A 24,593-nucleotide genomic window follows, 5' to 3' on the forward strand; every position below is an offset into this window, starting at 1 on the left:
GGGCACCGGGTCGCCATTCATGCCGGCACCGTGATCGGCTCTGACGGTTACGGCTATGTGTTCGATCGCGGTGAACACGTGAAGATTCCGCAAACCGGCAACGTAGTCATTGAAGACGATGTGGAGATCGGCGCCAATTGCGCGATCGATCGAGCCGCTCTCGGGTCCACGGTGATCGGCGCTGGAACGAAGATCGATAATCTCGTGCACATCGCCCACAACGTGGTGTTTGGCAAGCATTGCCTCATCCTGGGCCAAGCGGGATTTGCCGGTAGCACACAGTTCGGCGACTACTGCGTGATTGCCTCGCAGTCTGGGGTCGCGGGACATCTAAAAATTGGCCCGCAAGTAACCATCGGTGCGCGATCCGGCGTCACCCGCGACGTGGACGCCAAGGAGACCGTATACGGCTTTCCGGCCGTGCCCGACAAACAAGCCAAACGCCAGTGGGTCGGTATACAGAAACTGCCCGGCATGATCGTGCGTATGCGCGAACTTGAAAAGCAGGTGGCAGCGCTCAGCGCGAAACTAAGCAAGGGCGACAGCTAGCAGATCCGCGGGCCGTAGGTTTCGTATGCACGAGTCCGTGGTGCCCGCTAGCTGTCTAACTGGGCAGCGAAACTCGTAACATCCATGGGGTCTACGCGCACGACACGGATGACCTTACCCTGATCGAACATCACCACTTGCTCCGCAAGCACTCCGACATCCAAGGGATCGTGCGTGATGACCATCATCGGTACTCCGAAGCGCAGGCGTATGCCGAGCAATTCCTTGCGCACGCGATCCCGCAGCAAGGGATCGAGCGCCGAGAGCGGCTCATCCAGCAAGAGCAACTGGGGATGAATCATGAGGGCGCGCGCGAGCGCCACGCGCTGGCGTTGCCCGCCCGATAGCTGGCGTGGAAAGCTGCGCGCGAGATGCGATATTTCGAAGACCTCCAGTTGCGCCGCCACCGCGGCCTGTTGGTCGCGATCCAAGGCATTGCGCACCCCACCGCGCAACCCGAAGCCTACGTTGCGCTGCACGTCGAGGTGCGGGAACAGGGCATAGTCCTGGAAAACATAACCTATCTTGCGCCGCGAGGCGGGAATATCGATTCCGGCGGCGGAATCGAACATCACGGTTCCGTTGATTTCGATCACGCCTTCGTCTGGCCGCATCAAGCCAGTGATACATTGCATGGTGATGGTTTTACCCGAACCAGAAGGGCCGAAGATCACGAACCGCTCGTCTTGCACATCGAAGGCAGCGGCGAGTTGGAATTCGCTGTGATGCGCGCGCAAGGTTTTTCGAATATCCACGCGAATTCGCATCTCAGTACCTTGGGTTGAGCAAGCGCCCCGCGCCCACGAGGATGGCCACGCACACCACCGAAGTCAGCAGCACGAGGAAATTGGCGAGGTCGTCTTGCCCCGCCTGCACGGCGTCGTATACCGCGAGGGATAGCGTCTGCGTGCGCCCAGGAATATTACCCGCCACCATCAAGGTGGCGCCAAATTCTCCCATGGCGCGCGCGAATGCCAGCATGGCGCCGGCCAGCACTCCGCGCCACGCCAACGGCAAAGTGACACGAAAGAATACACCTGAGCTCGACACGCCAAGCGTGCGCGCGGCGTTCTCCGTCTGCGGATCCACCGCTTCGAAGGCGGCGCGCGCGCCCTTGAACACCAGCGGAAACGCCACGATGGCGGCCGCGAAGACCGCGCCCTGCCAAGTAAACATCAGCGTGATGCCGAAGTGCTCCCAGAGCCAGTGGCCCAGCCAGCCGTTGCGCCCAACCAACACGATCAGGTAGTAGCCCAGCACGGTTGGCGGCATGACCATTGGCAGGGTGAAAATGGCGTCCAGGAACTCGCGCCAGCGAAAGCGGTGGCGCGCGAGTACGTAACCGAACGCCACCCCCACCACCAGGGCGGCGACGGTGGCAAAACCCGCGACTTTCAAGGTAAGGAGGAGCGGCGTGAGCGCCTGGCTGAGCATGAGTGAAACTCAGGGCTCCAAGAAACCGTACTTCGCCAAGATTCTCCGCGAGCCATCCGAGCGCACGAAATCGATAAAGGCGCGTGCCAAATTTTCTTGCCCGCTCCCCTTGACCGCCGCGATGGGATACACGATCGGCATCTGCGTGTGGACTTCGAATGCGGTCCTGACCTTGCCGGCAACCAAGGCGGTATCCGTCGCATAGACGAATCCGGCATCGACTTCCCCGCGGGCGACGTAGTCGAGACACTGGCGCACGTTCTGCGCAAAAATCATCTTGGGTTGCAGCGGCTCCCATAGCTTCGCGCCCTCCAGCACCGCCTTGGTGTAACGCCCGGCGGACACGCTTTCCGGGATACCCATGGCGATGCGCTGCACGTCCGCGCGCGTAAGGTCCGCGAGGGCGCCCAACACGAGAGGCCCGCGAACCGGCGTGGCCACCACCAGCATGTTGGAAACAAAGTTCCGCCGCGAGTCCTTGACGATGGCATTCTGCTTTTCCGCCCGGTCCATGGTCTCGAGGTCGGCGGTCGCGAACACGTCCACGGGGGCGCCGCGAGAGATCTGTTGCAGCAACGATCCAGACGCCCCGAAATTGAAGAGCACCTTGTGGCCCTTGGCCTTCTCGAATTCCTTGCCGATGTCGGTGAAGGCATTGGTCAGACTAGATGCCGCGGATACGGTGATTTCTGCCGCCCCTACCAGCGGCGCGAGCGCTGACATCGACAATATCACCGCCCACCTTTTCATATCGCGATAATTCATGTCACGGCGTCTCCGCTAAAAATATATCTGTGCCCGCATCACCCGCGCCCTCTCGTGGCTCTCGGCTATACCGTTCACGACGATGGGCGTTTCAAAGTCGGTACCGACCACGTCCATCCAGAACCGCGTATAGATGTTGGGAATCCATTTCACCTGAAACGTCACCGCTTGCGCTTCATTGGTGGAAGACGTGGCCGGTGCCGTCGCGCTCAACCGGCCCGGGTTGGCCGGATTAGTATTAGCGAAATCCTTCCCATTGAACCTGCTATGGCGAAGACCCAGTTCCAACGCACCCCATCCGCCGTCCTGGCCTGGTACGAACCGGTTCCGGGGTTTGATTTTACCGCTGAGTGAATCCCGGAAGAAATCGGAATAGCTCTCACCCGTCACCAACCACATGACACATGATGGAAATATATTCGGCCTCCAGTTTGCGCTTGAAGGCCTCCGGCGGCACCGCGCTCGTTACCCGTCCCTCATAGACAGCCTGAAACCATTCGCCTTGCAACTTGACCTGCCCCCACGATAGCAGATATTCATAGTTGAGAATCGTGCGGCCAATGTTGCCGGCGGTGACTCCCGTGGCATTGAAGGCGGCTGGTGTAAAGAACGTGACTCCGCGGCCTTCGGTCTGTACGGATGCCGCGGAGTAAGGATTAGCCGCGCTGTTGGCTACTAATCCGCTCTTGTAGGAAGCGCCGGCCTGGACGATCTTGTCCCGCAGATCGAAGAACTGGGAGAAGTTGCCTGTCAACCGCCCGGTGAATTCGGGCCTATCAGCGCCTGTTTCCTGCGAATTTCCCTGCTTTCCCTCCAGGTTCATTCCGGCACCATTGGCGAGTGTCAGTCCGTGCCAGAGGCCAGCCAGAGGCGCGCCGTAGACCATGACGCCGCGGTCGTAATTCAAATTTTGCAGCAGGCTTTGGCCAAAACTTCGCTCCATGTAATCGCTGGACAAATCCAGCAGCGTTTGCTCATATCCGAATGCCGGTTTGAACTGGCCCAGCCGAATCCGGGCGCCAGGGCCCAAAGACCCAATATCGAAGTAGCCATTCGTCAATGCGACGTTTTGGGTGGTGCTGCCGGTAGCGTTCCCATTGGCAAATTCGGCCTCAACCACGATGCGATAGTCCTTGTGGAGCGTCGCGTCCACGCCGGCGCGCACGCGCCTGAGACCGAACGTGTCCGCCATCGCGCCGCCAGGCGAAAATTTTCTGTAGTCCAATTGCACGCGCCCGGCGATGCGCAACGACCAGTTGCCGCGGGGATCCTCGAGGAATATACCGTCGCTGAACCGCGCCTGGATGCCTTGCTGGTTCATTCTCTGTTCGAGCGCATCGAGTCTTTCTTTGTTCTGTAGCGCCTAATCCAGTGCCTGGCGGGCTTCGGACGCTCCGCCCGGCGCCGCTTTGCTCGCGCCCTCGCTGTCGTTGGCCCCGGCGGCAGGTTGCTTCTTCATGGCGTTAAGTTCGCCGGTGACCTCCTTGAGCTTGTCTTCCAAGCGTTGAATGCGGTCACCCTCCTCGGCAAACGCCAAGTTCCACTGAGAAAGCCCGGTGCCCAAGCCCATGGCACTCAGCATCGTGCCCGTGCACGCCCATTTTCTCCTCCCTCCGCCCGCGGTTCTATTCATGCCGCCCTCGTTATAGTCCTTTCTATATCACGCTTCGCGCACGTCGCCGGTGGTGAGCGGCTCGTTGCTGCCCCGCCGGCAAAAAAAACGCGGCAAGTCTGCCTTGCCGCGCGAACTCTCGAAGGGGCACCGAATCTTGCAAGCCATTGGCCGGTGCGTGGCGCTATGTTCTAGTAGATATAGCGAAATGTCAAGACGCGTGTCAGCGCGAAAGTAGCGCGGCGAATTCTTCCATCTCCTTGACGACCGAGACGGCCGCCTTGCGCTCCATGGCGCGATAGCGCTGCACGACTTCGTACCCCAGTTCCGAGACGATTGCCCCGCCTCCGTGTTGCCCGCCCGTTGCCGTTTCCACGAGCGGGCGGTGAAAGCTCTGGTTCATGGTTTCCACGAGGAGCCACGCCCGCCGGTACGACATGCCCAGTTCCCGGGCCGCCGCCGAGATGGAACCCGACGCCGCGATCGCCTCCAGGAGAACCGCTTTACCGGGGCCCATCGCGATGGATTTCTTGAAACTGATGCGGATCTGTGGCCGCAACGCATCGGCCGTTTCGGAGTCTTTTTTCTTCATCCCGCTCACCACATCAAGCCATCCAGCGCGCGGCCGAGGCATCGTCGCTTTCGCGCGCATCCACCCAGCGCCCTCCCCCCGGCGTATCTTCCTTTTTCCAGAATGGCGCCCGGGTTTTGAGGTAGTCCATCACGAACTCGCAGGCGGCGAAGGCTTCCCCGCGGTGCGCGCTGCTCACCGTTACCAGCACGATCTGGTCAGTGGGCTTGAGCGTTCCAATGCGGTGAATGACGAGCACGTCGTAGAGCTCCCAGCGAGACTTCGCCTGCTCTATGATCGTTTGAATGGATCTTTCCGTCATGCCGGGGTAGTGCTCCAGCGTCATGGCGTGCACCGCCTCGCCGTCGTTCAAGTCACGGCAGACTCCCACGAAACTGGCCACGGCGCCCACCTTGGGATTCTCGCGGCGCAATTTGAGAATCTCTGCCCCAAGATCGAAATCTTCTTCCTGAACGCGCACGCCCATATCACCCCCCTGTCACCGGAGGAAACAGCGCGATCTCGTCGCCCGCCGATATCTTGGTTTCTGGATCCGCCATGTCCTGGTTCACCGCCACCCGGAAATTGCGCTGGGGTGCCAGTTCCTTCTCCCAGTTTCCGCCACGCGAATGCAGAAATGCGACCAAGCCGCCCACATTGACGATCCCGGCGGGCAAGGCGATTTCTTCATGAGAGGCCCCGAAGGCCTCTCGCAGCCGGGCGAAGTACAAGATTTTCAACATCGTAGGTTGCCACTCCCGTGCGCCAGGGACGGGAAACCGCTCCGGCGCCCCTGGCTATGCTCAAGCCGATATAATGGGCCACATTCTCTCATGTCCGCTATTCATTTCATGCCAACCACCCGGCCAGCCAAGCACGCCCCCTTGGGAAACGTGTTGCGCGATACCCGCAACCGCCCGCTGCGTGACTTGCGCATCTCGGTCACGGACCGCTGCAATTTCCGCTGCGTGTACTGCATGCCCAAGGAGGTGTTCGGGAAGGATTTCCAGTTCCTGGAGCGCGAGCAGCTTCTGAGTTTCGGCGAGATCAACCGTTTGGTGCGCATCTTTCGCGATCACGGGGTGGAGAAAATCCGGATCACGGGTGGCGAGCCCCTGGTGCGCCGCAAGCTGGAACGCTTGATCGAAATGCTGGCTTATTGGGACGACCTCGATCTCACCCTCACCACCAATGGCTCTTTGCTAAAGCAGAAGGCACGCGACTTGAGGAGCGCGGGCCTGAAGCGCATCACCGTGAGTCTAGATTCGCTCGACGATGCCGTGTTCAAGGCCATGAACGATGCCGGTTTCCCGGTGGATAAAGTCCTCGAAGGCATCGAAGAAGCCGCGGCCGCTGGATTCGCGCCCATCAAGGTCAACATGGTGGTCAAGCGCGGGATCAACGACCACCATGTCGTGCCCATGGCGCGTTACTTCAAGGAGAAGGGCCACATCTTGCGCTTCATCGAGTTCATGGATGTAGGCGCCACCAACGGCTGGAAGATGCAGCACGTGGTGCCCTCGCGTGAATTGGCCGCCATGATCCACGCCGAGATGCCCATCGAAACCCTGGAACCCAACTACACCGGCGAAGTCGCCGAACGCTGGCGCTACCTGGATGGTGGCGGCGAAGTGGGCTTCATCTCCTCGGTCACGCAGGCCTTCTGCGGCACATGCACCCGCGCCCGCCTTTCCGCCGAGGGACAGCTTTTCACCTGCTTATTCGCCACCCAAGGCACCGACTTGCGTTCGCTGATCCGTAGCGAAGCCTCAGACGGGGAAATCTCCCAAATGATTGAGCGCGTGTGGACAGCGCGCACGGACCGTTACTCCGAGATTCGCACCTCGGAGACGGCGAAGCTGCGCAAGGTCGAGATGTCCTACATCGGAGGCTAGGGACGCCAAAGACGTGAAGCGTGAGAGGAGAGGTGAGACGTGACAGAACCGTTCGCGCCCATCACCCATCACCCTTCACCTCTCACCCACGTAACTCACATCCATGTCCACACCCACCACACTACGCGACCTGTCCAGCGCGGACGATTACGATCCCAATTCCATGCCAGTGGACAAGGCGCGCGCGCACATTCGCGCCTTTCTCTCGCCCATTTCCGGGGTGGAGCGGCTCAATCTTCGCGCCGCGCTAGGAAGAGTCTTGGCGGAGGACGTACGCTCCCCGCTGGATGTGCCGGGCCAGGACAATTCCGCCATGGACGGTTACGCTTTCCGCGCCGCTGATTTGAAGCCGGATCAGGACACCGCGCTCATCGTGGCCGGCACCTCCTTCGCCGGCGTACCGATGAGCGGATCGATAGGCGCGGGACAAGCCGCTCGCATCATGACCGGCGGCGTAGTGCCACAAGGTTGCGACACGGTCATCATGCAGGAACGCGTCACCACGGAAGGCAACACAGTGCGCATTCCTCCTGGCCAGCGGACGGGCCAGAACGTGCGCAAGGCGGGGTGCGACATCAAGCGCGATGCCGTCGTGTTCGCCACTGGGCAAATACTGCGGCCCTCTGAGCTTGGCATGATTGCGTCCCTGGGCATCGGAGAGATTTCGGTGTACCGCAAGCTGCGGGTGGTCTTCTTCTCCACCGGCGACGAGTTGGTCTCCATCGGGCATCCACTGGCCGTGGGGCAAATTTACGACAGCAACCGCTACACGTTGCACGGAATGCTCACGCGCATGGGCGTGGAAGTGCTCGACATGGGTGTGATACGCGACGACCCTGCATCGATCGAGAACGCCTTTAGCAGCGCCTCGGAAATCGCCGATGTGGTCATCACCAGTGGCGGCGTATCCGTGGGCGAGGCGGATTTCGTCAAGCAGATTCTCGACAAACTCGGCGAAGTGTTGTTCTGGAAAATCGCCATGAAGCCAGGCCGGCCTTTGGCTTACGGGAAACTCGGTAAGGCGCATTTCTTTGGCCTCCCTGGGAACCCCGTCTCCTCCATGGTGACTTTCTACCAATTCGTGCGCGAAGCCTTGCTGGTGCTGGCAGGCGCCCATCCTGCTCCCATTCCTTTGTTGAAGGCCACCTGCACGGACGCCATCAAGAAGGCGCCGGGGCGCACCGAATTTCAGCGCGGCATTCTGTCCCAGGGCGCGGATGGCCAGTGGAGCGTGCGGCCCACCGGCGATCAAGGTTCGGCGGTGTTGAGTTCCATGAGTCTTGCCAATTGCTTCATCGTGTTGCCGGATGCGCAGGGCAATACGCCGCCGGGCACCATCGTCGGCGTTCAACTGCTGGAAGGATTTTTCTAGGTTCGATGCCAGTGACGGGCGTCATCCTCGTAGGCGGGCGAGGAACCCGGATGGGCGGCGCCGACAAAGGACTGGCGCAATACGACGGACGGCCACTGATCGAATGGATGATCGAATGCATTCGTCCGCAGGTGGACGAATTGCTCATCAACGCCAATCGCAATCTTGGCCAGTACGCTTCCTACGGCCTGACCGTGGTGAACGACTTGCGTGATGATTACGCCGGCCCCCTGGCGGGCCTCCAGGCGGCTATGACCAAGGCGGCGCATGATTGGCTGCTCATGGTGCCTTGCGATACCCCTGCTCTTCCGCGCAATCTTGTTTCCCGCCTCGCGGAAGCGGCCAGCGGCGCGAAGGCAGAAATCGCCGTCGCGCAAACACAGCAAGGCTGGCATCCCACCGTCGCGCTGCTCCGCCGCGGCCTGGCGGCGGATCTGGACGCCTTCCTCGCAAGCGGCCAACGCCGGGTTAGAGACTGGATATCGAATCAGCCTCACGTGGCGGTGTCCTTTGATGCCGCCGGTGATTTTGCCAACTTGAACACGCCCGCCGAGCTATCAAGCATGTATCCGCAACGCAAGCGCCTTACCGACATGCGCCCGCATGCGGTCAGGAAGCCGCCGGGCCGGCGAGTCGTATAAGTGGAGGCGGGGGTCGGAATCGAACCGGCGTCCACGGCTTTGCAGGCCGCTGCATGACCACTCTGCCACCCCGCCAAGGGGTTTTGGTAGGGAACCTACCGTTACAAGGAACAAGCCACCCGAAAAATCGAAAGGGAAAGCGAAGCGCCATGTCTTCGCTTTCCCTTCGGGAATTTGGAGCGGGAAACGAGGTTCGAACTCGCGACCTCAACCTTGGCAAGGTTGCGCTCTACCAACTGAGCTATTCCCGCGGAAAGCAGGGGCGGATTATAGGAGTGCCCCATGCAAAACTCAAGCTGCCGGATTACCTGCGTCCGGGTCCCTGGTAAAGCGCGCTGCCCTGAGATAGTAGACCATGGACCACAGGGTGAGGACGGCGGCCAAATAGATGAGCCAAGTTCCCAAGGTTTGGGCACGCACCGCCCCCCACACCAGGCCATGGTAGAGCAACAAGAGGATGGCCACCATTTGCGCCACCGTTTTGATTTTGCCCAGCCAAGACACCGCCACGCTACGGCTCTGGCCCAGCTTGGCCATCCATTCGCGCAAGGCCGAAATGGTGATCTCCCGGCCGATGATGATCACCGCCACCACCGCGTCCACCCGCCCTAGCTCTACCAGGACGATGAGCGCCGAGGCCACCATGAGTTTGTCGGCTACGGGGTCCAGGAAGGCGCCGAAGGCCGAGATCTGGTTAAGTTTGCGCGCCAAGTACCCGTCCAGCCAATCGGTCACCGCCGCCAAGGCAAATAGCGACGCCGCGATGAGGTTGCGTTCGTTGATGTCCAGCCACAACGCGGGAAGGTAGTAGACTCCCACGAATATTGGGATCATGACTACGCGCAGCCAAGTCAGTAGATTGGGAAGATTGAGCGGCACGTCAGTGCAACTCCGCGTAAATGCGCTCGGCCAGCGCCCGGTTGATACCCTCGACTTGCGCCAACTCATCTAAGCTGGCGGCGGCCACGCCGCGCAATCCGCCAAAATGGGCCAGGAGCTTCTGCCGCCTTTTGGGCCCCACTCCGGGAATTCCCTCCATCTTGGAGGTCCGCCGTGGCTTGGCGCGCCGTCCCCTGTGGCCTTCGATGGCAAATCGGTGGGCTTCGTCTCGAATTTTCTGGATAAGGTGTAAGCCAGGATGGTCGGGGCCAAGCCGCAGGGACTCCGGCCGGCCTGGAATGATCAACTGCTCCATGCCGGCCTTGCGCTCTTCCCCTTTGGAAACGCCTGCCAGGGGAATTTCGGACAGGCCAAGCTCATTCATGACTTCGCAGGCGCTGCTGACTTGCCCCTTGCCGCCATCGATGAGGATGAGATCCGGCAACACCCACTCCCCTCCAACGATCTTTCGGTAGCGGCGGTCCAGAACCTCGCGCATGGCCGCGTAATCGTCCCCGGCTTTCGCTTGGGCGATGTTATAGCGGCGGTATTGGCTCTTTTGCATGGACCCACCATCGAATACGACGCATGAGGCTACCGTGGCTTCTCCCAAGGTGTGGCTGATGTCGAAGCACTCGATCCTCTGCGCGGAGGCAGGCAATCCCAATGCCTGCTGCATAGCCTCCAGCCTACTCTCTTGGGTGGAATGCATCGATAACCGTTGCTCCAGTGCGAGCCTGGCGTTCGTTTGTGCCATGTTCACCCACACCCGGCGATCACCGGAGGTACGCGCGGTGAGGGTCACTTCCCGGCCAGCCTGTTCGCTCAGTGCATTGGCCAGCACCTCGGTGTCGATCTCCTGATTGAGCACGATCAGCGCGGGTACATCCCGTTCCAAGTAATGTTGCGCAATGAAGGCCTCCAGAGCTTGCGGCGCATCATAACCCTCCGCGTGCTCGGGAAAGAAGCACTTATCGCCGTGGTGCATGCCATTGCGAATGGACACCAAATTGACGCAAAGGGCCCCATTGATTTCCACGAGAGCCACCACGTCGGCATCCATGCGTTCGTCTCCGCTCACGAACTGGCGCTGCCGCACCGCCCTCAGGGCTTGGATTTGATCGCGAAAGACGGCCGCGTCTTCGTAATTTTGGGCCAATGCGGCGCTCTCCATGCGTTGTTCAAGGCGCTGCATGACTTCGCCGTCCCTTCCCCGCAAAAATAATTCGGCGTCGCGCACATCCTCCGCATAGCGCGCTTCATCGATCAGTTTCACGCAAGGCGCCGTGCAGCGGCGTATCTGGTGCAGCAGGCACGGGCGCGAACGGTTACTGAATACGGTGTCCTCGCATGTGCGCAGCCGAAATACTTTCTGCATGAGTTGGATGCTTTCCCGCAATGCCCCCGCGCTAGAGAAAGGACCGAAATACCGGTGGGGCTTCTCCAGGGCACCGCGATGAAAACCCAGCTTCGGATAGGCGTGCCCCGTCATCATCAGGTAGGGATAGGATTTGTCGTCGCGGTAAAGGATGTTGTAGCGCGGTGCCAGCGCCTTGATCAGATTGTTTTCCAGCAGCAAGGCCTCGGACTCGGAACGGGCCACCGTGGTTTCGATGCTCTCGATCCTGGCCACCATGACTTGTATGCGCGCTTCCAGGCTCGAAGTCTTCTGGAAATAGGACGCCACTCGCTTCTTTAGGTCGCGGGCCTTACCGACATAGAGCACGCTTCCATCCGCCGCGAGCATGCGGTAGACACCGGGCCGGTGCGGCAGGTTGGAAACCACTTCGCGCAGCGGCTCGCGCTCGCCAAAAACATCTTTATCCGGTGCTTCGGAGCGAGGTGTCATAAACGAAGAGGTAGATTGGAAGGCGATGAGACACCGCTTCTAAATGCGTTCATTGCGCTTCTATTTTATCCGTCTCAAGGGGCTTACGGTACAATTGCGCCCCTTTTGAATTGCCTCCCGGAATTATCATGGCCAAAGTGCTAGCAACGGAAATCCGCGTCGGAAACCTTCTAGAGTGGGATAAGCGGATTTGGCGTGTGCTGAAGTCCTACCACGTGCATGTAGGGGGGCGCGGAGGTGCCTTCATGCAGGTGGAGATGAAGGATATCGAAGTCGGTACCAAGACCAACCAGCGTTTTCGTACCGACGAAAAGATCGAACGTGCCTTCGTGGAACCGCGAGAAATGGAGTACCTCTACGCCGAGGGCAATACCCATGTGTTCATGGACAAGGAGAACTACGAGCAGCTAACCCTTGGACTCGATATTCTCGAGGGCCAAGTCGAATATCTCCTGCCTAACACTGTCATCAAAGTCAATTTTCACAACGACCGCCCCATTGGTGTCCAGCTTCCTGCCAGTGTTGTGCTGACGATCACGGAGACGGAACCCAATCTCAAGGGGGCCACGGCCACCAGTTCCTTCAAACCGGCAAAGACGGAAACCGGGCTCACGGTCATGGTGCCGGCCTTCGTGGGTGAAGGCGAGAAGATTAAGATCAACACGGACTCGGGAGAGTACGTAGAGCGCATGTAGTAGCAGGGACTACCACACGGATTATTCGCGGCCGCGATTACGCAAGGGAACGATGTTGGATGCGGGTCTTGGCTGCGCGGGCGGTGGCTGGCCAGCCCCTGGGGAAGTAAGCTTGTTCAGCGCTTCGCGCAGCTCCGCGAAACTCTCCCACATCATGCGGCTAAGGCGGATCGTGGCGCTCAACGGATTGCTGGCCTTCTTGCATTCCATATCCGCCTGAAACTGAATACCGCGCAACCTACGCTGAACATCCTGGGGTGCGGATGCAATCACCCCTTCAATCATGGCCACGCGGCGCCGCTCGAACTCCTTCGGATCGTTGCGCGCAAGCTCTTTCCACTCTGAGAAATCGAAATCCATGGGCTGAGAGTAGCACCATGATTTTTCCTGCAAACACTTTATTGTCAACTTCTTAACGCAGTTTGCAATGCTCCGCCGGAAGGCGCGCTACGCGAGCAAAGCGATCTCGGAGACGGCCTTCCGGTACGCCAGATTCTCGGGAAGATCTTTCGGATGAGCCACCACGGGCCGCGCCTTCAGCGCCTCGATGCGAGTGGACCAACCGGGCTTAGGCGATAGCGCCAACCCTGCTAATAGCGTGTCGGCTGCCTCGGGTTGGTTACACAGCAACGCAAGATCGCAACCCGCATGCAGTGCCGCTTGCGCACGCTCGGCCACGCCGCCCGCGACACTCGCTCCCTCCATGCTGAGATCGTCGCTGAATATCACGCCCCTGAAGCCATACTTTTTCCGCAAGATTTCCTGCAACCAGTGCCGGGAAAAGCCCGCGGTGTTTGCGTCGACACGGGAATAGATCACATGGGCTGGCATGATGGCGTCAAGTTGACCGCGCGCGAGCTTGGCGAAGGGCACGAGATCCGCCGCCTCGATTTGAGCCAGATCTCGGTCGTCCGAGGGAACCGCCGAGTGAGAATCGGCGGCACAGAATCCATGGCCGGGAAAGTGTTTGCCCACGGCGATCACGCCATTTTCGTGCAGGCCATCGATCAATGCTCCCGCTAGTTCGCTTACGGCATCCGGATCGGAATGAAAGGCGCGATCGCCGATGACTCCGCTCTGGCCGTAATCCAAATCGAGCACTGGGGTAAAGCTAAAGTCCACGCCATGGGCCGCCAATTCCAAAGCGATCACGCTTCCGATGTGGAAAGCGCACCTCCGCGCCTGACTTGGGTCTCGTTCCCACAGGTCCCCCAACCGGCGCATGGGAGGAATAGCGCGGAATCCCGAGCGAAAGCGCTGCACCCGTCCGCCTTCGTGATCGACGGCGATCAATAGCCGAGGCTCGCGCAATGCGCGAATATCGTTGGTCAGTGTATGCAGTTGGACCGGATCCCGGTAATTGCGCGCGAACAATATCACTCCGCCCACGCTGGGATGGGTGAGCCGGCGCACATCCTCCGCCGTGAGTTCCGTTCCAAGCACGTCGAGCATCACATTTCCCAGGGAAAGCTCAAGAGCCATGTCAGGATTCCAGAATGACGACGGCGCTGGCAAAGTGGCGCTCATCGGTGATGGACACGTGGTGGTGGTGAATCCCGCGCCTGCTCAGAAGTTGGCTGATTTCTGGGTGAAGCCGCAACTGAGGGCGGCCCAAAGCATCGTGCACGAGGCCGATGCGAGTCCAGGTTACGGGATGCCGCAGCCCGGTACCCATGGCTTTACCAAAAGCCTCTTTGACGGCGAAGCGTTTCGCCAGCAAGGCCTCTGGCCTGGGTAAGTCCGAGAGTTCCTCGCACTCATGCTGGGCGAGAATGCGGCGCGCGAAACGCATACCGTAAGACTTCCACATCTTCGCGACGCGCTCGATCTCGACGATGTCTATTCCCACACCTTGAATCACGTTGTGCGGCCTTCGGTCATCAACCGTTTCATCTCGCGCACGGCCTCCTGCCAGCCCACGAACACCGCGTGCGACACGATCGCGTGACCGATGTTGAGTTCACTGATTTCGGCGATGGCCGCAACGGCTTGAACGTTGCGATAGTGCAGGCCATGTCCCGCGTTGACGCGAAATCCGAGTTGCGCACCCAGCTTGGCGGCGCTTCGGATGCGATCAAGTTCCCCATGACGCGCTTGCGCGCCAGGCACTTCGGCGTAACGCCCGGTGTGGATCTCGATCGCCTGCGCTCCGGTCTGTTTGGCCGCGCGAATCTGGGCTTCGTCCGGATCGATGAACAAGGACACTCGAATTCCGTCGTCCATGAGTTGCTTGCAAGCCCGCGTCACTTCACCGAGGCGGCCCACCACGTCCAAGCCGCCTTCGGTGGTGAGTTCGGCCCGCCGCTCGGGAACCAGGCAGACGTCGTCTGGTTTGTGTTTGAGGGCGATGCCAAGCATCTCGGGCGTGATGGCGCTTTCCAAATTCATACGCGTGGTAATCACGGCCCGCAGAACGGCAACATCTTCATCCTGGATGTGACGGCGGTCCTCCCGCAAATGCAAGGTGATCAAATCCGCGCCCGCGGTTTCGGCCATGAGGGCGGCTTGTACCGGGCTGGGATAGCGTGTGCCACGCACTTGCCGCAAGGTGGCCACGTGGTCGATGTTGACACCGAGTTCAATCATGATCCTGCAATTCTCTTAAGAGCTGCCGCGTGCGCAACTCTTGCCCGTTCAAATAATGTCCTATGGCCTGGCGCATGAGGGTACGGCCCTCTTGGTCCGTGAGGCTGTCTTCATCCCCTTCCCGCATGTCCATAGCCAAATCCAATAATGTCTTTCCGCGCACCCTGAGGCCTGGCGCGGCTCCATTATGAGACAGCGGAACAGGTCCTCTTTCGATCTGATAAACGTATTCCGCGCCGGGTTGCACGGGTTGGCCATCCACATCGCGTTCCAGCAACAACTCATACCCCATCTCGCGCAGCAGCTCGCGTTCGAACCGCCGCAGCAACCGGGCTGGCGCGGCGCCATCCCGAAGGGCGTGAATTGCTTGCTCATAGGCGGCATACAACCCTTCGTGAGGATCTTCGCGCGGCACAAGCTTCAAAAGGAGTTCATTCACGTAGAAACCACACATCAGTTGCAGGCCCTGTAATTGAAGATGCCCCGCCTCCCAATCCACGCCGTGAAGCGTTTTCAATTCCGCCTTGCCAGACCACGTAAGCCGCATGGGCTGAAAAGCCATAAGGGTACCTCGCAGGGAAGACTTGGGTCTGCGTGCCCCCTTCGCCATCAGCCCTACCCTGCCATGACTACGCGTGAAAAATTCGACGATCAAGCTGGTTTCCCGAAAAGGGTAAGAGTGCAGGACGTATCCAGCGGCCACCTGCGCTTCTCGCGCCCTTGCATGACTTGGCCGGGCAGGCTCGATGTTCACGTGTACCCCATGCGCTTGAGCATCTGGCCGTCCTCGTCCCACCGGCTGCGCACCTTTACCCAGACTTCCAGGAACACTTTGCCGCCGAACAATGCCTCCATATCCAAGCGCGCTTGCGTGGAGATTTTCTTCAAGCGCTCGCCGCCGCGCCCGATGACGATGGCCTTTTGGCCTTCGCGCTTGACCAAAATGGCACCAGAGATTCGCCGCAGCTTCCCTTTCACTTCAAACGCCTCGATCTCCACCGCCGCGTCATAAGGAACTTCCTCGCCCAAGGAGCGAAACATCTTCTCGCGCAAGATCTCGGACGCCAAGAAGCGTTCGCTGCGATCGGTGATTTCATCGGGAGGATAGATCGCCTGTCCCTCGGGCAAGAGCGTGGCGATGGCGGCGAGCAGCGCCGGCACTTGCTTTCCCGAGCGGGCGCTGACCGGCACCACGGCGTCGAAGGGCCGCAGCTTCGATATTTCCTCCAGGAAAGGCAGCAACCGCTCCTTGTCTTTCAGTCCATCGATCTTATTCACGGCGGCCACCACCTTTTTACCTTCGGGAATGCGAGAGAGGACGAGTTTGTCGGCGGTAGTCAGTTTGAGGGTCTCCACGACCCACACCACGACATCGGCTTGATCGAGGGACGACATCGCCGACTCGTTCATGGCTTGGCGAAATTTTCCGCCACGCAGAACCTGGTAGCCCGGGGTGTCGATGAAAATTGTCTGCGCCTCCGCCGAGGTGTGAATACCCAAGATCGGAACACGGGTGGTCTGCGCTTTATCGGAGGTGATGCTCAGCTTTTGCCCGAGCAGCCTATTGAGCAAACTCGATTTGCCCACGTTGGGACGCCCAACCAACGCGGCATGGCCTGTTCGGAATGGAGGGCTCATCCGGCGGCCTTACCGGAATCCCGCAGGGCCAACTCGTAAGCCGCATGGGCCGCTAGCTGCTCCGCGCTCCGGCGGCTGGCGCCCTCTCCCGTGGCCCGGATTCCGAGTTCTGGGATCAAGCACTCCACCTGAAAAATCTGATCATGGGCCTCACCCTGAATTTGCACGATATTGTATTTTGGTAGATCCATACGGCGGCCTTGAAGAAACTCCTGGAGCAAAGTCTTGGGATCCTTGCCTAGGGATTTCGGATCGATGGTGGAAAGCAAGGGCGCATAAAGTTTTCGAATCAAACGGTCGGCGGCGGCAAAACCCTGGTCGATAAACATGGCTCCAAAAATAGCCTCCAGAGTATCCGCCAAAATGGAAGGCCGGCGAAAACCTCCGCTTTTGAGCTCGCCCTCACCGAGGTTGAGGTAGCGGCCGAGGTCCAGGCCCAAAGCAAGCCGGGACAGGCATTCTTGATTAACAAGGTGGGCCCGGATTCGAGACAAATCCCCTTCCGGGAGGTTCGGGAACCGTTCGAACAGTAACGAGGCTACGGTACAGTTCAATACCCCATCGCCCAAAAACTCCAGGCGCTCATTGTTGGGGGTTCCGAAACTTCGGTGAGTTAGAGCCTGCTGGAGGAGTTCCGTGCGCTCGAATTCATGGCCGAGCTGGGTAACGAGTGGGGCGAGGGTTTGAGCGAGGGTGCGAGGGTGCATGTCACCCTATGATAAGCATGGGGCGCTATTTTTCGATTTGGAACTCGACCAAAGCGCTGATATTGGCAATGATCGCTACCTTCTGCTCCCAATTAGCCGAAATGGTGATTCCGTTGGCACCCTTGCCTACCTGCAGATCAGAGCCCTTTACGGTGGAGAGGTATTCGGTCGTTGCACGGCGGTCAAAGGCAACCTGAATATCCCTGGGCGAAGCGCTCCTGAGATCCGGATTTTGCGCCAAGTCGCTAATGATGCGCTTCACAGTGAAGTACTCCATATAGGCCGGTAGAAGCCGGAATCCGATAATGGCGAAAAATGCAGCCACCGCCAAGACAAACATCAACGCCAATAGCGTCATTCCACCTTCGCGTTTCATAGCTTGCTCCTGTCATTTTATCGACTGCAAAATTCGGCCCAGATCGCCGAAATTGAGCCATATCAAGAACGCCTTGCCCACGATGTTGGCCTCCGGAACGAAGCCCCAGTAGCGGCTGTCGCTACTGCTGTCCCGGTTATCCCCCATCATGAAAAAGTGCCCAGCAGGAACCGTGCAAGTAAACCCATTGTCATTGTATTGGCAGTTCTCCCGGTGCGGAAACTGTCTCACCCCGCCCAACTGTAGGGCCGGGGCATCGGGATGGACCAGGATAAGATGATCGCGCTCGCCTAGTTTTTCGCGAAAACGCTTGGCACGAACATAGTTCAGCCCCCCTTCGGGATACTCGTACTCGCCGTCCTCCAGCATCCGCAGGGGTTCGTCGTTCACCAAAATCTGCTTGTCGCGGTAGGTGATCTTGTCACCGGGAAGCCCCACCACCCGCTTGATGTAATCCAGCGCGGGATTCTCCGGATAGCGAAACACCATCACCTCCCCGCGCTGGGGCCCGTTTATGTCGAGGATCTTCAGATTCGCCACGGGAAGCCGGATACCGTAGGTGAACTTGTTCACCAGAATGAAATCTCCCACCAACAAGGTGGGAATCATGGAACCCGAGGGGATCTTGAAGGGCTCCACGAGAAATGAGCGCAGGCAAAACACGATCAAGATGACGGGAAAAAAACTCTTGGAATACTCGATCCACCAAGGTTCGTGTCCGTGAGCGCGCTCGATCTCCAGGAATAGTGTCTTCTTTCGCGCCTCCAGCGCAAAATCCGTGGTTCCTGGCACTTGGGCGATTTTTTTCTCGGCGTCGCGTTTGGCCTCCTCGACTTTTGCTATCCGCTTGCGCTGAAAAATGAAGAAATCCAGCAACCAAACCCCTCCTGTCAGGAGTAGTAATCCCAGCATGAGTAGCGCGAAATTCATGGATGAACGGACATTCCCTATTTGCTGTCGACTTGAAGGATGGCGAGGAAGGCTTCCTGGGGAATCTCAACGGTTCCCACTTGCTTCATTCTTCGCTTACCGGCTTTTTGTTTTTCCAATAACTTCTTTTTTCGCGTGATATCGCCCCCGTAGCATTTCGCCAGCACGTTCTTGCGTAACGCCTTGATGGTTTCGCGCGCGATGATGTTGGAACCGATGGCGGCCTGCACCGCGATGTCGAACATCTGCCGCGGAATGAGCTTGCGCATGCGCTCCGCGAGATCCCTCCCGCGGCTCTGGGATGTCGCGCGATGAACGATGAGCGACAGGGCATCCACTTTATCGCCGTTGATCAGGATATCCAGCTTGACCAAATCGTCGGCACGGTACTCCTTGAAATCGTAATCCAAGGATGCGTATCCGCGGCTCACGGATTTGAGCTTATCGAAAAAATCCATCACCACCTCGTTCAAGGGTAATTCGTAGGTGACGATGACTTGCCTGCCCATGTACTGAAGATTCTTCTGCACGCCGCGCTTTTGCGTGCACAGCGTGATCACCGGCCCGACGTAGTCGCCGGGCACCAGGATAGTGGCGGTGATGATGGGTTCGCGTACCTCATCGATTTTTCCGGGATCCGGTAACTTGGATGGATTTTCCACATCCACCACCGTCCCATCTCGCATCAACAATTGGTACACCACCGTGGGCGCCGTGGTGATCAAATTCATGTTGTATTCCCGCTCCAAGCGCTCTTGCACAATCTCCAGGTGCAACAGGCCTAAAAACCCGCAGCGAAATCCGAATCCCAGGGCGGTGGAATTCTCTGGCTCGTAGCGCAAGGAAGAGTCATTGAGCTGTAATTTTTCCAGGGCATCGCGCAAGGCCTCGTACTCGTTGGATTCCACCGGATAGAGCCCAGCGAACACCTGCGGCTTGATCTCCTTGAATCCGGGCAATGCCTCCTTTGCGCTACGCACCACGTGCGTAATGGTGTCGCCCACTTTCGCATCCTTCAACTCCTTCACGCCCGCGATGACGAATCCCACTTCCCCCGCGGAGAGAGATTCACGCTGGACGGACTTTGGCGTGAACACGCCCACCTGTTCGCACAGATGAGTAGCCGTCGAGGACATGAACAGAATCTTGTCGCGGGGGCGTAAGATGCCATCCACCACCCGTACCAGCATCACCACGCCGACGTAATTATCGAACCAGGAGTCGATGATCAGCGCGGTCAATGGCGCATCCAGGCTACCGCGCGGATGCGGGATGCGATGAATGGCGGCCTCGATGATATCTTCGACACCCTCGCCAGTCTTGGCGCTCGCCATGATGGCATCTTTCGCCGGTATGCCGATGATGTCTTCGATTTCCGTGATCACCCGCGCCGGGTCGGCCGAAGGTAGGTCTATCTTATTGAGCACCGGCACGACCTCCACGCCTTGCTCGATGGCGGTATAGCAATTGGCGACCGTTTGCGCTTCCACGCCCTGCGAGGCATCCACCACGAGCAGCGCGCCCTCGCAGGCCGCGAGCGAACGCGACACCTCATAGGAGAAATCCACGTGGCCAGGCGTGTCGATCAAATTGAGCTGGTAGGTCTTGCCATTGCGCGCCCGGTAACTCAGGGCGGCTGTTTGCGCCTTGATGGTGATCCCCCGCTCGCGCTCCAGATCCATGGAATCGAGGACCTGGGCTTCCATCTCGCGATCGGCTAGCCCTCCGCAGATTTGAATGAAACGGTCGGCAAGCGTCGACTTGCCGTGATCGATGTGTGCGATGATGGAAAAATTACGGATATGCTCCATTAGACGGGGAAGGTTCGGTAAGGCGCGTGGGATGCACGTTGTGCCGGAACTAAAAGAGGGCACCCTGTAGGCGCCCTCTTTTCTTAATCGGCGGATTTTATATGAGTTTTCGCTCTACGACGACTCCCTCATGCGAGGGAACTCAATTGGCCGCGATGCGCAGGGGAACATACAAGGAGCCTTCTCCTCGTTTGATTAGCAAAGCGACTGTCCGCGGCCCTTCCTTGACGTTGAGGGATTGGTCTAGTTGCTCGGCCGTGGAAATCTCCTGGTTATTCACCGCCAGAATCACATCTCCGCGCCGTATGCCTGCCTTGGCGGCGGCACCTTTCGCGTCCTCGACGAACACGCCTTCGGAGATATTGAGTTCATTTTTCTGGTCCGCGCTCAATTCCGTCACCACCAAGCCCGCCTTGTTAAGGTTCTCCAGGGAACTATTCTTACCCGGCGTGGCGGGCGCGGGTTTCTTGGCGCGGTCGTCGGGAGCCTCGCCCACTACGATGGATAGCTCCTTGGCCTCGCCTTTACGCCAAATTTGCACGCTGGCTTTCGAGTTAGGCTTGGTCATGGCCACGATGCGCGGAAGCTCGTTGGAGGAAGCCACGTCCTTCCCGTCGAACTTCAAAATGACATCGCTGGGCTGAATCCCCGCCTTATCGGCTGGGCCACCCTTCTCCACGGAATTGACAAGAGCACCGCTGGCCTTGGGCAATCCGAAGGACTCGGCCAGTTCCTTCGTGACCTCTTGGATCACCACCCCTATACGCCCGCGGCTCACGCGCCCGTTCGTTTTGAGCTGTTGCACCACGTCGATCGCGACGTCGATGGGAATGGCAAAGGACAATCCCATGAACCCGCCGGTGCGGCTGTAGATCATGGAATTCACTCCCACGACGTCGCCCTTCATGTTGAATAGCGGCCCCCCGGAGTTACCTGGGTTGATGGCTACGTCCGTTTGCAGGAAAGGGACAAAGTTCTCCTGCGGAAGCGAGCGTCCCTTGGCGCTGATAATCCCCGCGGTCACGGTGCTATCGAAACCGAAAGGCGAGCCGATGGCCACGACCCATTCGCCCACCTTCAAGCGGTTGGGATCGCCCACACTGACCGCCGGTAGATTCGTCGCTTCAATCTTGAGCAAAGCCACATCGGAGCGCTTATCCGCGCCGATGACCTTCGCCTTGTATTCGCGCTTGTCGGTGAGGCGCACGGTGATGTCGTCAGCGGCCTCGACCACGTGCGAATTGGTCACGATATAACCGTCCGAGCTGAGGATGAATCCCGATCCCAGGGAGCGCGCCTCGTATTCGCGGGGCTGTGGCGGGCCAAAGCGGCGGAAAAAATCGTTGAAGGGGTCGTCTTCAGCCCCGGGCGGCACATTGGTCTTCACCGTCTGCGTCGTGCTGATGTTCACGACGGAGGCGCCTTGTTTTTCCACCAGGTCCGTGAAGTCCGGAAGTTCGCGCGACTGCGCGCCGGCGCCGTGACTCAGAAAAGAGAACAGGCCAACCAGCACAATCTTCTTGATCATTGATTTCCTTTCGGTGGAGATTTAGGTAAAGGCCGTTAACGGCCTTGCTGAATGACGGAATTTCCAATCTGCAATATGGTCGCGGAAGGCGCCTCCCCCACGACGGTGATCATATGATCCGGGACTGGCCGAAACATGATGTTCATGGCCCCGTGACGCATCAATCCCTCCATGGGGCGGCGTTTGAGAGACGTGGGCTCGATAAAAATCGAAACCGAGGCCAATCCGTCGGAATATACGATATGAGTGACGGTGCCATTGCTTCCTTCCTTGGTCCTGCGCATCTCCACGATTTTGCGAAAGCCCGCAGGAAAACTCTTCACGGCCCAGCCGGTTTCCGAGGAAGCGGATTCCGCCGACACGCTATCGCGGCGCCAATTAGGCCCGGCCTCCACGCTGGGCTTGGTCATCTCGCGGGTCACCATGGCGCCAATATCGAGTTGCGTGAAGGTAAATTGCTCCAACACTTCCTTGCGCTCATTCAGGCGCTTGGCCTTGAGCAACAAGCCGGTGGCCACGTCAGCCCATAATTTGTGGCCATAACGAAAGCCGTCCTTGGGTTCCAATAAGATGGATTGCGTATCGTAGCCCGCGATGCGCTCTGAAATTCCCATTCTAAGATCATAAAAGTCGGTTACCTGCGCCAGTTGTTCCGGAAGAAAGGCCGGAAACATGGGCCGCCCGCTCTGTCTCTCCCTGCGCAGTACACGGTTGTCGTGATCGAGGCAATACGTCTCGCCGTTCATCCGGATGACTTCGCGCTTCGGGCCGTCAAGGGTGAGGAGTCTTTCATATTCGCCTGAACGGTCCGCGTAGTGAGAGATCCTAGAAGTCTCCACCTGCTCTCCGTGCTGGTAAACGAAAGTCCCGGAATAATTGAGTTGGCGTGCCGCCTTCGCGATTTTCTCCATCCACGCCGCCGCTGGGTCGGCTTCGGCGGCCAGCACCGCCGAGGAAAACAACAAGAGAAACGCAGTGGCGCCGAAGCGCTCACCCTGGAATACTGGCCCCCTATCTTTCACTTAGATTCGCCCACGGCGGCGGCGCGCACATATGGTATGGTTCTGAAGGACGACACGGACTGGTGAGCAAGGAGGTAGTCCTCGACCTGCGCTTCCTGCGCAGCCTGCACCACGGGTGCCGGGACCGCAAGCTGGGTCTGTACCGCTACTTCCACGCGCGGCGCCGGGGCAAAATTCGTTGGCGCGCCGCTGAAGGCCACCCAAGCGACCACCGCGACACCGGCCAATCCGGCGGCCGCGGATAAAGCATAGCGAACCGTTCTTTGAGGCACTAGCCTTGGCGGCGCCAAAATAGTGGGCTCTTGCGCTAGCCGTAAGCTGACTTTGGCGGAGATCTGGCTCGCGAGCACACGCTCCTTGCGAATGGCATCGCCCGCCAAATGGTACAAGTTCCATTTTTCCTTGAGCGCTGGGTCCGACTTCATTCGCCCGATATAGTCCGGCGCTTCGCGAGAATCCAATTCACCGTCCATCAATTCCGAGAGTTTTTCCATCTCACCACCTCTTATCCTTGCCTACGTCCAACAACGGCCTTAGCTGCTCGGCTATGGATTCCCTCGCCCGAAATATCCGCGATCTCACGGTTCCGATGGGACAGTTCATAGCCTGCGCAATCTCCTCGTAACTCAAACCCTCTATTTCCCTCAGCACGATGGCGGTGCGCAATTCCTCGGGCAGCGCATCCATCGCCCTATTCACGGTTGTCGCAATCTCTTTTGTAAGCAATTCGCTTTCGGGTGTATTGACCTCTCGTAGCAACTCTCCGTCTTCAAAACCTTCCGCCTCTTCGCTATCGAATTCCGTGGTCGTGGGCGCCCTGCGGCCCAACGACATCAAATAATTCTTGGCTGTATTGATACCAATACGATAGAGCCAAGTATAAAAGGCACTATCGCCGCGAAAAGACGGCAGCGCGCGATAAGCCTTGATAAACGCCTCTTGCGCCACGTCTTCCACCTCGGCCTGGTCGCGAATAAACCGCGACAGTAGCCGCGCGAGCTTGCGCTGGTACTTCGCGACGAGCAACTCGAAGGCGTGCTTGTCTCCTCGTTGCGCGCGCACGACCAGTTGTTGGTCAACTTCGCGGTCACTCATTTCGCACTATTGTTCGAGTCTTCCTCAACAAAAAAGCGCGAATTGCTCTGCCAACGGGTACGTTAACGGAGGTCGCGCTGGCAAAGTATACCTGCGCCACCACACCGGAAGACGGCCATCGCCGCTAAGCCACAGACAATGAGACCCGCGCGGAAGTTCATTGCGGACCCTCATCCTGGGTTTGTTTCGCCACCGGAGTCCAGCGCAGCCACGTGCGCAGCGTGCGAAATTCAGCGGCTCCGGCGCAACCGGGTACCAATAGGACGTGATACGACCACCATGAGCCAGCGGGGCGCACTTGCAACAGGGTAATCCATGGGTGCACGAAACTTCCGGATTGCACCCGTCCTTGAATCTCAGAGCCCCCGCGCAGCCCCACGACGAACGCATGATCAGGGGCGATCCGAAGCGAAACCGGAGCGCGCGCGAACCACTGCATCGCATGGCGCCCCAAGCTCCAGTAGAGGCTCAATCCTGCGACGAGGGTGAGTACCAGCCCAAGCAAGTTTGGCTGCGCATGGATTACGGAAGCGGCCACGACGACATGGCCCACACACAGCCACGCGGCCAGTAATCGCGATGGAACCAACGCGATAGGGCTCACTCGTATAATTTTCCCTGTGGAACGTTCACAATAC

General features: G+C 59.0%; 31 protein-coding genes and 2 tRNA genes. 5 read left to right on the forward strand and 28 right to left on the reverse strand.

Going from position 1 to position 24,593, the window contains the following annotated elements:
* Window positions 1-549, forward strand: a 549-nt coding sequence (locus EXR36_07170) for a UDP-3-O-(3-hydroxymyristoyl)glucosamine N-acyltransferase (GenBank protein ID MSQ59415.1), incomplete at its 5' end; no start/stop codon positions are given.
* 47 nt (window positions 550-596) lie between these two features.
* Here EXR36_07170 and EXR36_07175 read toward each other — a convergent pair.
* From EXR36_07175 to moaD, 9 genes are all read right to left on the reverse strand, one after another.
* Window positions 597-1,316, reverse strand: coding sequence for an ATP-binding cassette domain-containing protein (locus tag EXR36_07175; protein ID MSQ59416.1), 720 nt, complete (start codon window positions 1,314-1,316; stop codon window positions 597-599).
* A 1-nt stretch (window position 1,317) separates the two neighbouring features.
* Window positions 1,318-1,983 (reverse strand): molybdate ABC transporter permease subunit, encoded by a 666-nt coding sequence (gene modB, locus EXR36_07180; protein MSQ59417.1) that lies wholly within the window; start codon window positions 1,981-1,983, stop codon window positions 1,318-1,320.
* Between the two features lie 9 nt (window positions 1,984-1,992).
* A complete protein-coding gene (gene modA / locus EXR36_07185; protein ID MSQ59418.1) occupies window positions 1,993-2,748 on the reverse strand; it encodes a molybdate ABC transporter substrate-binding protein in 756 nt (251 codons plus the stop codon).
* Window positions 2,749-2,763: 15 nt separating this feature from the next.
* A complete protein-coding gene (locus tag EXR36_07190; protein MSQ59419.1) occupies window positions 2,764-3,036 on the reverse strand; it encodes a hypothetical protein in 273 nt (90 codons plus the stop codon).
* A 91-nt stretch (window positions 3,037-3,127) separates the two neighbouring features.
* Window positions 3,128-4,069, reverse strand: a complete 942-nt coding sequence (locus tag EXR36_07195; protein MSQ59420.1) for a hypothetical protein — start codon at window positions 4,067-4,069, stop codon at window positions 3,128-3,130.
* A gap of 42 nt (window positions 4,070-4,111) precedes the next feature.
* The gene (locus EXR36_07200; protein ID MSQ59421.1) at window positions 4,112-4,381 is read right to left on the reverse strand and encodes a hypothetical protein; all 270 of its coding nucleotides are present in this window, start codon (window positions 4,379-4,381) and stop codon (window positions 4,112-4,114) included.
* Between the two features lie 202 nt (window positions 4,382-4,583).
* Window positions 4,584-4,952: a LysR family transcriptional regulator gene (locus EXR36_07205; protein ID MSQ59422.1), complete on the reverse strand. Its 369-nt coding sequence runs from the start codon at window positions 4,950-4,952 to the stop codon at window positions 4,584-4,586.
* A 13-nt stretch (window positions 4,953-4,965) separates the two neighbouring features.
* Window positions 4,966-5,418, reverse strand: coding sequence for a molybdopterin synthase catalytic subunit MoaE (moaE, locus tag EXR36_07210; GenBank protein MSQ59423.1), 453 nt, complete (start codon window positions 5,416-5,418; stop codon window positions 4,966-4,968).
* A gap of 1 nt (window position 5,419) precedes the next feature.
* Entirely contained in the window at window positions 5,420-5,674 is a 255-nt protein-coding gene (gene moaD / locus EXR36_07215; GenBank protein MSQ59424.1) for a molybdopterin converting factor subunit 1, read from the reverse strand.
* A gap of 90 nt (window positions 5,675-5,764) precedes the next feature.
* Between moaD and moaA the strand changes: the two genes are divergently transcribed.
* From moaA to mobA, 3 genes are all read left to right on the forward strand, one after another.
* A complete protein-coding gene (gene moaA / locus EXR36_07220) occupies window positions 5,765-6,826 on the forward strand; it encodes a GTP 3',8-cyclase MoaA (protein MSQ59425.1) in 1,062 nt (353 codons plus the stop codon).
* 103 nt (window positions 6,827-6,929) lie between these two features.
* On the forward strand, window positions 6,930-8,198 hold the full coding sequence (locus EXR36_07225; GenBank protein ID MSQ59426.1) for a molybdopterin molybdenumtransferase MoeA: 1,269 nt from the start codon (window positions 6,930-6,932) through the stop codon (window positions 8,196-8,198).
* A 5-nt stretch (window positions 8,199-8,203) separates the two neighbouring features.
* Window positions 8,204-8,839: a molybdenum cofactor guanylyltransferase gene (gene mobA, locus EXR36_07230; GenBank protein MSQ59427.1), complete on the forward strand. Its 636-nt coding sequence runs from the start codon at window positions 8,204-8,206 to the stop codon at window positions 8,837-8,839.
* Between the two features lies 1 nt (window position 8,840).
* Here the strand turns inward: mobA and EXR36_07235 are convergent.
* The 4 genes from EXR36_07235 to uvrC all read right to left on the reverse strand — a co-directional run bounded on the left by EXR36_07235 (window position 8,841) and on the right by uvrC (window position 11,567).
* Window positions 8,841-8,914: transfer RNA gene (locus tag EXR36_07235), tRNA-Cys, on the reverse strand.
* A 100-nt stretch (window positions 8,915-9,014) separates the two neighbouring features.
* Window positions 9,015-9,090: transfer RNA gene (locus EXR36_07240), tRNA-Gly, on the reverse strand.
* A 40-nt stretch (window positions 9,091-9,130) separates the two neighbouring features.
* Window positions 9,131-9,718 (reverse strand): CDP-diacylglycerol--glycerol-3-phosphate 3-phosphatidyltransferase, encoded by a 588-nt coding sequence (pgsA, locus tag EXR36_07245; GenBank protein ID MSQ59428.1) that lies wholly within the window; start codon window positions 9,716-9,718, stop codon window positions 9,131-9,133.
* Window position 9,719: 1 nt separating this feature from the next.
* Entirely contained in the window at window positions 9,720-11,567 is a 1,848-nt protein-coding gene (gene uvrC, locus EXR36_07250) for an excinuclease ABC subunit UvrC (GenBank protein MSQ59429.1), read from the reverse strand.
* 128 nt (window positions 11,568-11,695) lie between these two features.
* On the opposite strand from uvrC, the gene efp reads away from it, so the two are divergent.
* Window positions 11,696-12,262 (forward strand): elongation factor P, encoded by a 567-nt coding sequence (efp, locus tag EXR36_07255; protein ID MSQ59430.1) that lies wholly within the window; start codon window positions 11,696-11,698, stop codon window positions 12,260-12,262.
* A 21-nt stretch (window positions 12,263-12,283) separates the two neighbouring features.
* Here efp and EXR36_07260 read toward each other — a convergent pair whose 3' ends face one another.
* From EXR36_07260 to EXR36_07330, 15 genes are all read right to left on the reverse strand, one after another.
* Window positions 12,284-12,622: a DUF3135 domain-containing protein gene (locus EXR36_07260; GenBank protein ID MSQ59431.1), complete on the reverse strand. Its 339-nt coding sequence runs from the start codon at window positions 12,620-12,622 to the stop codon at window positions 12,284-12,286.
* 87 nt (window positions 12,623-12,709) lie between these two features.
* Entirely contained in the window at window positions 12,710-13,744 is a 1,035-nt protein-coding gene (nagZ, locus tag EXR36_07265; GenBank protein ID MSQ59432.1) for a beta-N-acetylhexosaminidase, read from the reverse strand.
* Between the two features lies 1 nt (window position 13,745).
* Window positions 13,746-14,123 carry a holo-ACP synthase gene (locus tag EXR36_07270; protein ID MSQ59433.1) on the reverse strand — a complete coding sequence of 126 codons (378 nt, stop codon included), beginning with the start codon at window positions 14,121-14,123 and terminating at the stop codon, window positions 13,746-13,748.
* On the reverse strand, window positions 14,120-14,848 hold the full coding sequence (locus EXR36_07275; GenBank protein MSQ59434.1) for a pyridoxine 5'-phosphate synthase: 729 nt from the start codon (window positions 14,846-14,848) through the stop codon (window positions 14,120-14,122). The genes EXR36_07270 and EXR36_07275 overlap by 4 nt, the downstream gene beginning before the upstream one ends.
* The gene (gene recO / locus EXR36_07280) at window positions 14,841-15,596 is read right to left on the reverse strand and encodes a DNA repair protein RecO (protein MSQ59435.1); all 756 of its coding nucleotides are present in this window, start codon (window positions 15,594-15,596) and stop codon (window positions 14,841-14,843) included. Before recO ends, EXR36_07275 begins: the two co-directional genes overlap by 8 nt.
* Before the next feature lie 2 nt (window positions 15,597-15,598).
* Complete coding sequence (locus EXR36_07285; protein ID MSQ59436.1) at window positions 15,599-16,486, reverse strand: GTPase Era; 888 nt, start codon at window positions 16,484-16,486, stop codon at window positions 15,599-15,601.
* The gene (locus tag EXR36_07290) at window positions 16,483-17,193 is read right to left on the reverse strand and encodes a ribonuclease III (protein ID MSQ59437.1); all 711 of its coding nucleotides are present in this window, start codon (window positions 17,191-17,193) and stop codon (window positions 16,483-16,485) included. Before EXR36_07290 ends, EXR36_07285 begins: the two co-directional genes overlap by 4 nt.
* Window positions 17,194-17,218: 25 nt before the next feature.
* Window positions 17,219-17,569 carry a DUF4845 domain-containing protein gene (locus tag EXR36_07295; GenBank protein MSQ59438.1) on the reverse strand — a complete coding sequence of 117 codons (351 nt, stop codon included), beginning with the start codon at window positions 17,567-17,569 and terminating at the stop codon, window positions 17,219-17,221.
* A 12-nt stretch (window positions 17,570-17,581) separates the two neighbouring features.
* Window positions 17,582-18,481 carry a signal peptidase I gene (gene lepB, locus EXR36_07300; protein MSQ59439.1) on the reverse strand — a complete coding sequence of 300 codons (900 nt, stop codon included), beginning with the start codon at window positions 18,479-18,481 and terminating at the stop codon, window positions 17,582-17,584.
* 35 nt (window positions 18,482-18,516) lie between these two features.
* The gene (locus EXR36_07305; GenBank protein MSQ59440.1) at window positions 18,517-20,310 is read right to left on the reverse strand and encodes an elongation factor 4; all 1,794 of its coding nucleotides are present in this window, start codon (window positions 20,308-20,310) and stop codon (window positions 18,517-18,519) included.
* A 142-nt stretch (window positions 20,311-20,452) separates the two neighbouring features.
* Complete coding sequence (locus tag EXR36_07310) at window positions 20,453-21,838, reverse strand: DegQ family serine endoprotease (GenBank protein ID MSQ59441.1); 1,386 nt, start codon at window positions 21,836-21,838, stop codon at window positions 20,453-20,455.
* 35 nt (window positions 21,839-21,873) lie between these two features.
* Complete coding sequence (locus EXR36_07315) at window positions 21,874-22,860, reverse strand: hypothetical protein (GenBank protein ID MSQ59442.1); 987 nt, start codon at window positions 22,858-22,860, stop codon at window positions 21,874-21,876.
* Window positions 22,857-23,354, reverse strand: a complete 498-nt coding sequence (locus EXR36_07320; GenBank protein ID MSQ59443.1) for a hypothetical protein — start codon at window positions 23,352-23,354, stop codon at window positions 22,857-22,859. The genes EXR36_07315 and EXR36_07320 overlap by 4 nt, the downstream gene beginning before the upstream one ends.
* Before the next feature lies 1 nt (window position 23,355).
* A complete protein-coding gene (gene rpoE / locus EXR36_07325; protein MSQ59444.1) occupies window positions 23,356-23,955 on the reverse strand; it encodes an RNA polymerase sigma factor RpoE in 600 nt (199 codons plus the stop codon).
* Between the two features lie 157 nt (window positions 23,956-24,112).
* Window positions 24,113-24,559, reverse strand: coding sequence for a hypothetical protein (locus EXR36_07330; GenBank protein MSQ59445.1), 447 nt, complete (start codon window positions 24,557-24,559; stop codon window positions 24,113-24,115).
* Between the last annotated feature and the right edge of the window lie 34 nt (window positions 24,560-24,593).

The organism is Betaproteobacteria bacterium (genome assembly GCA_009693245.1).
In the GTDB taxonomy this organism is placed as follows: Bacteria; Pseudomonadota; Gammaproteobacteria; order Burkholderiales; family SHXO01; genus SHXO01.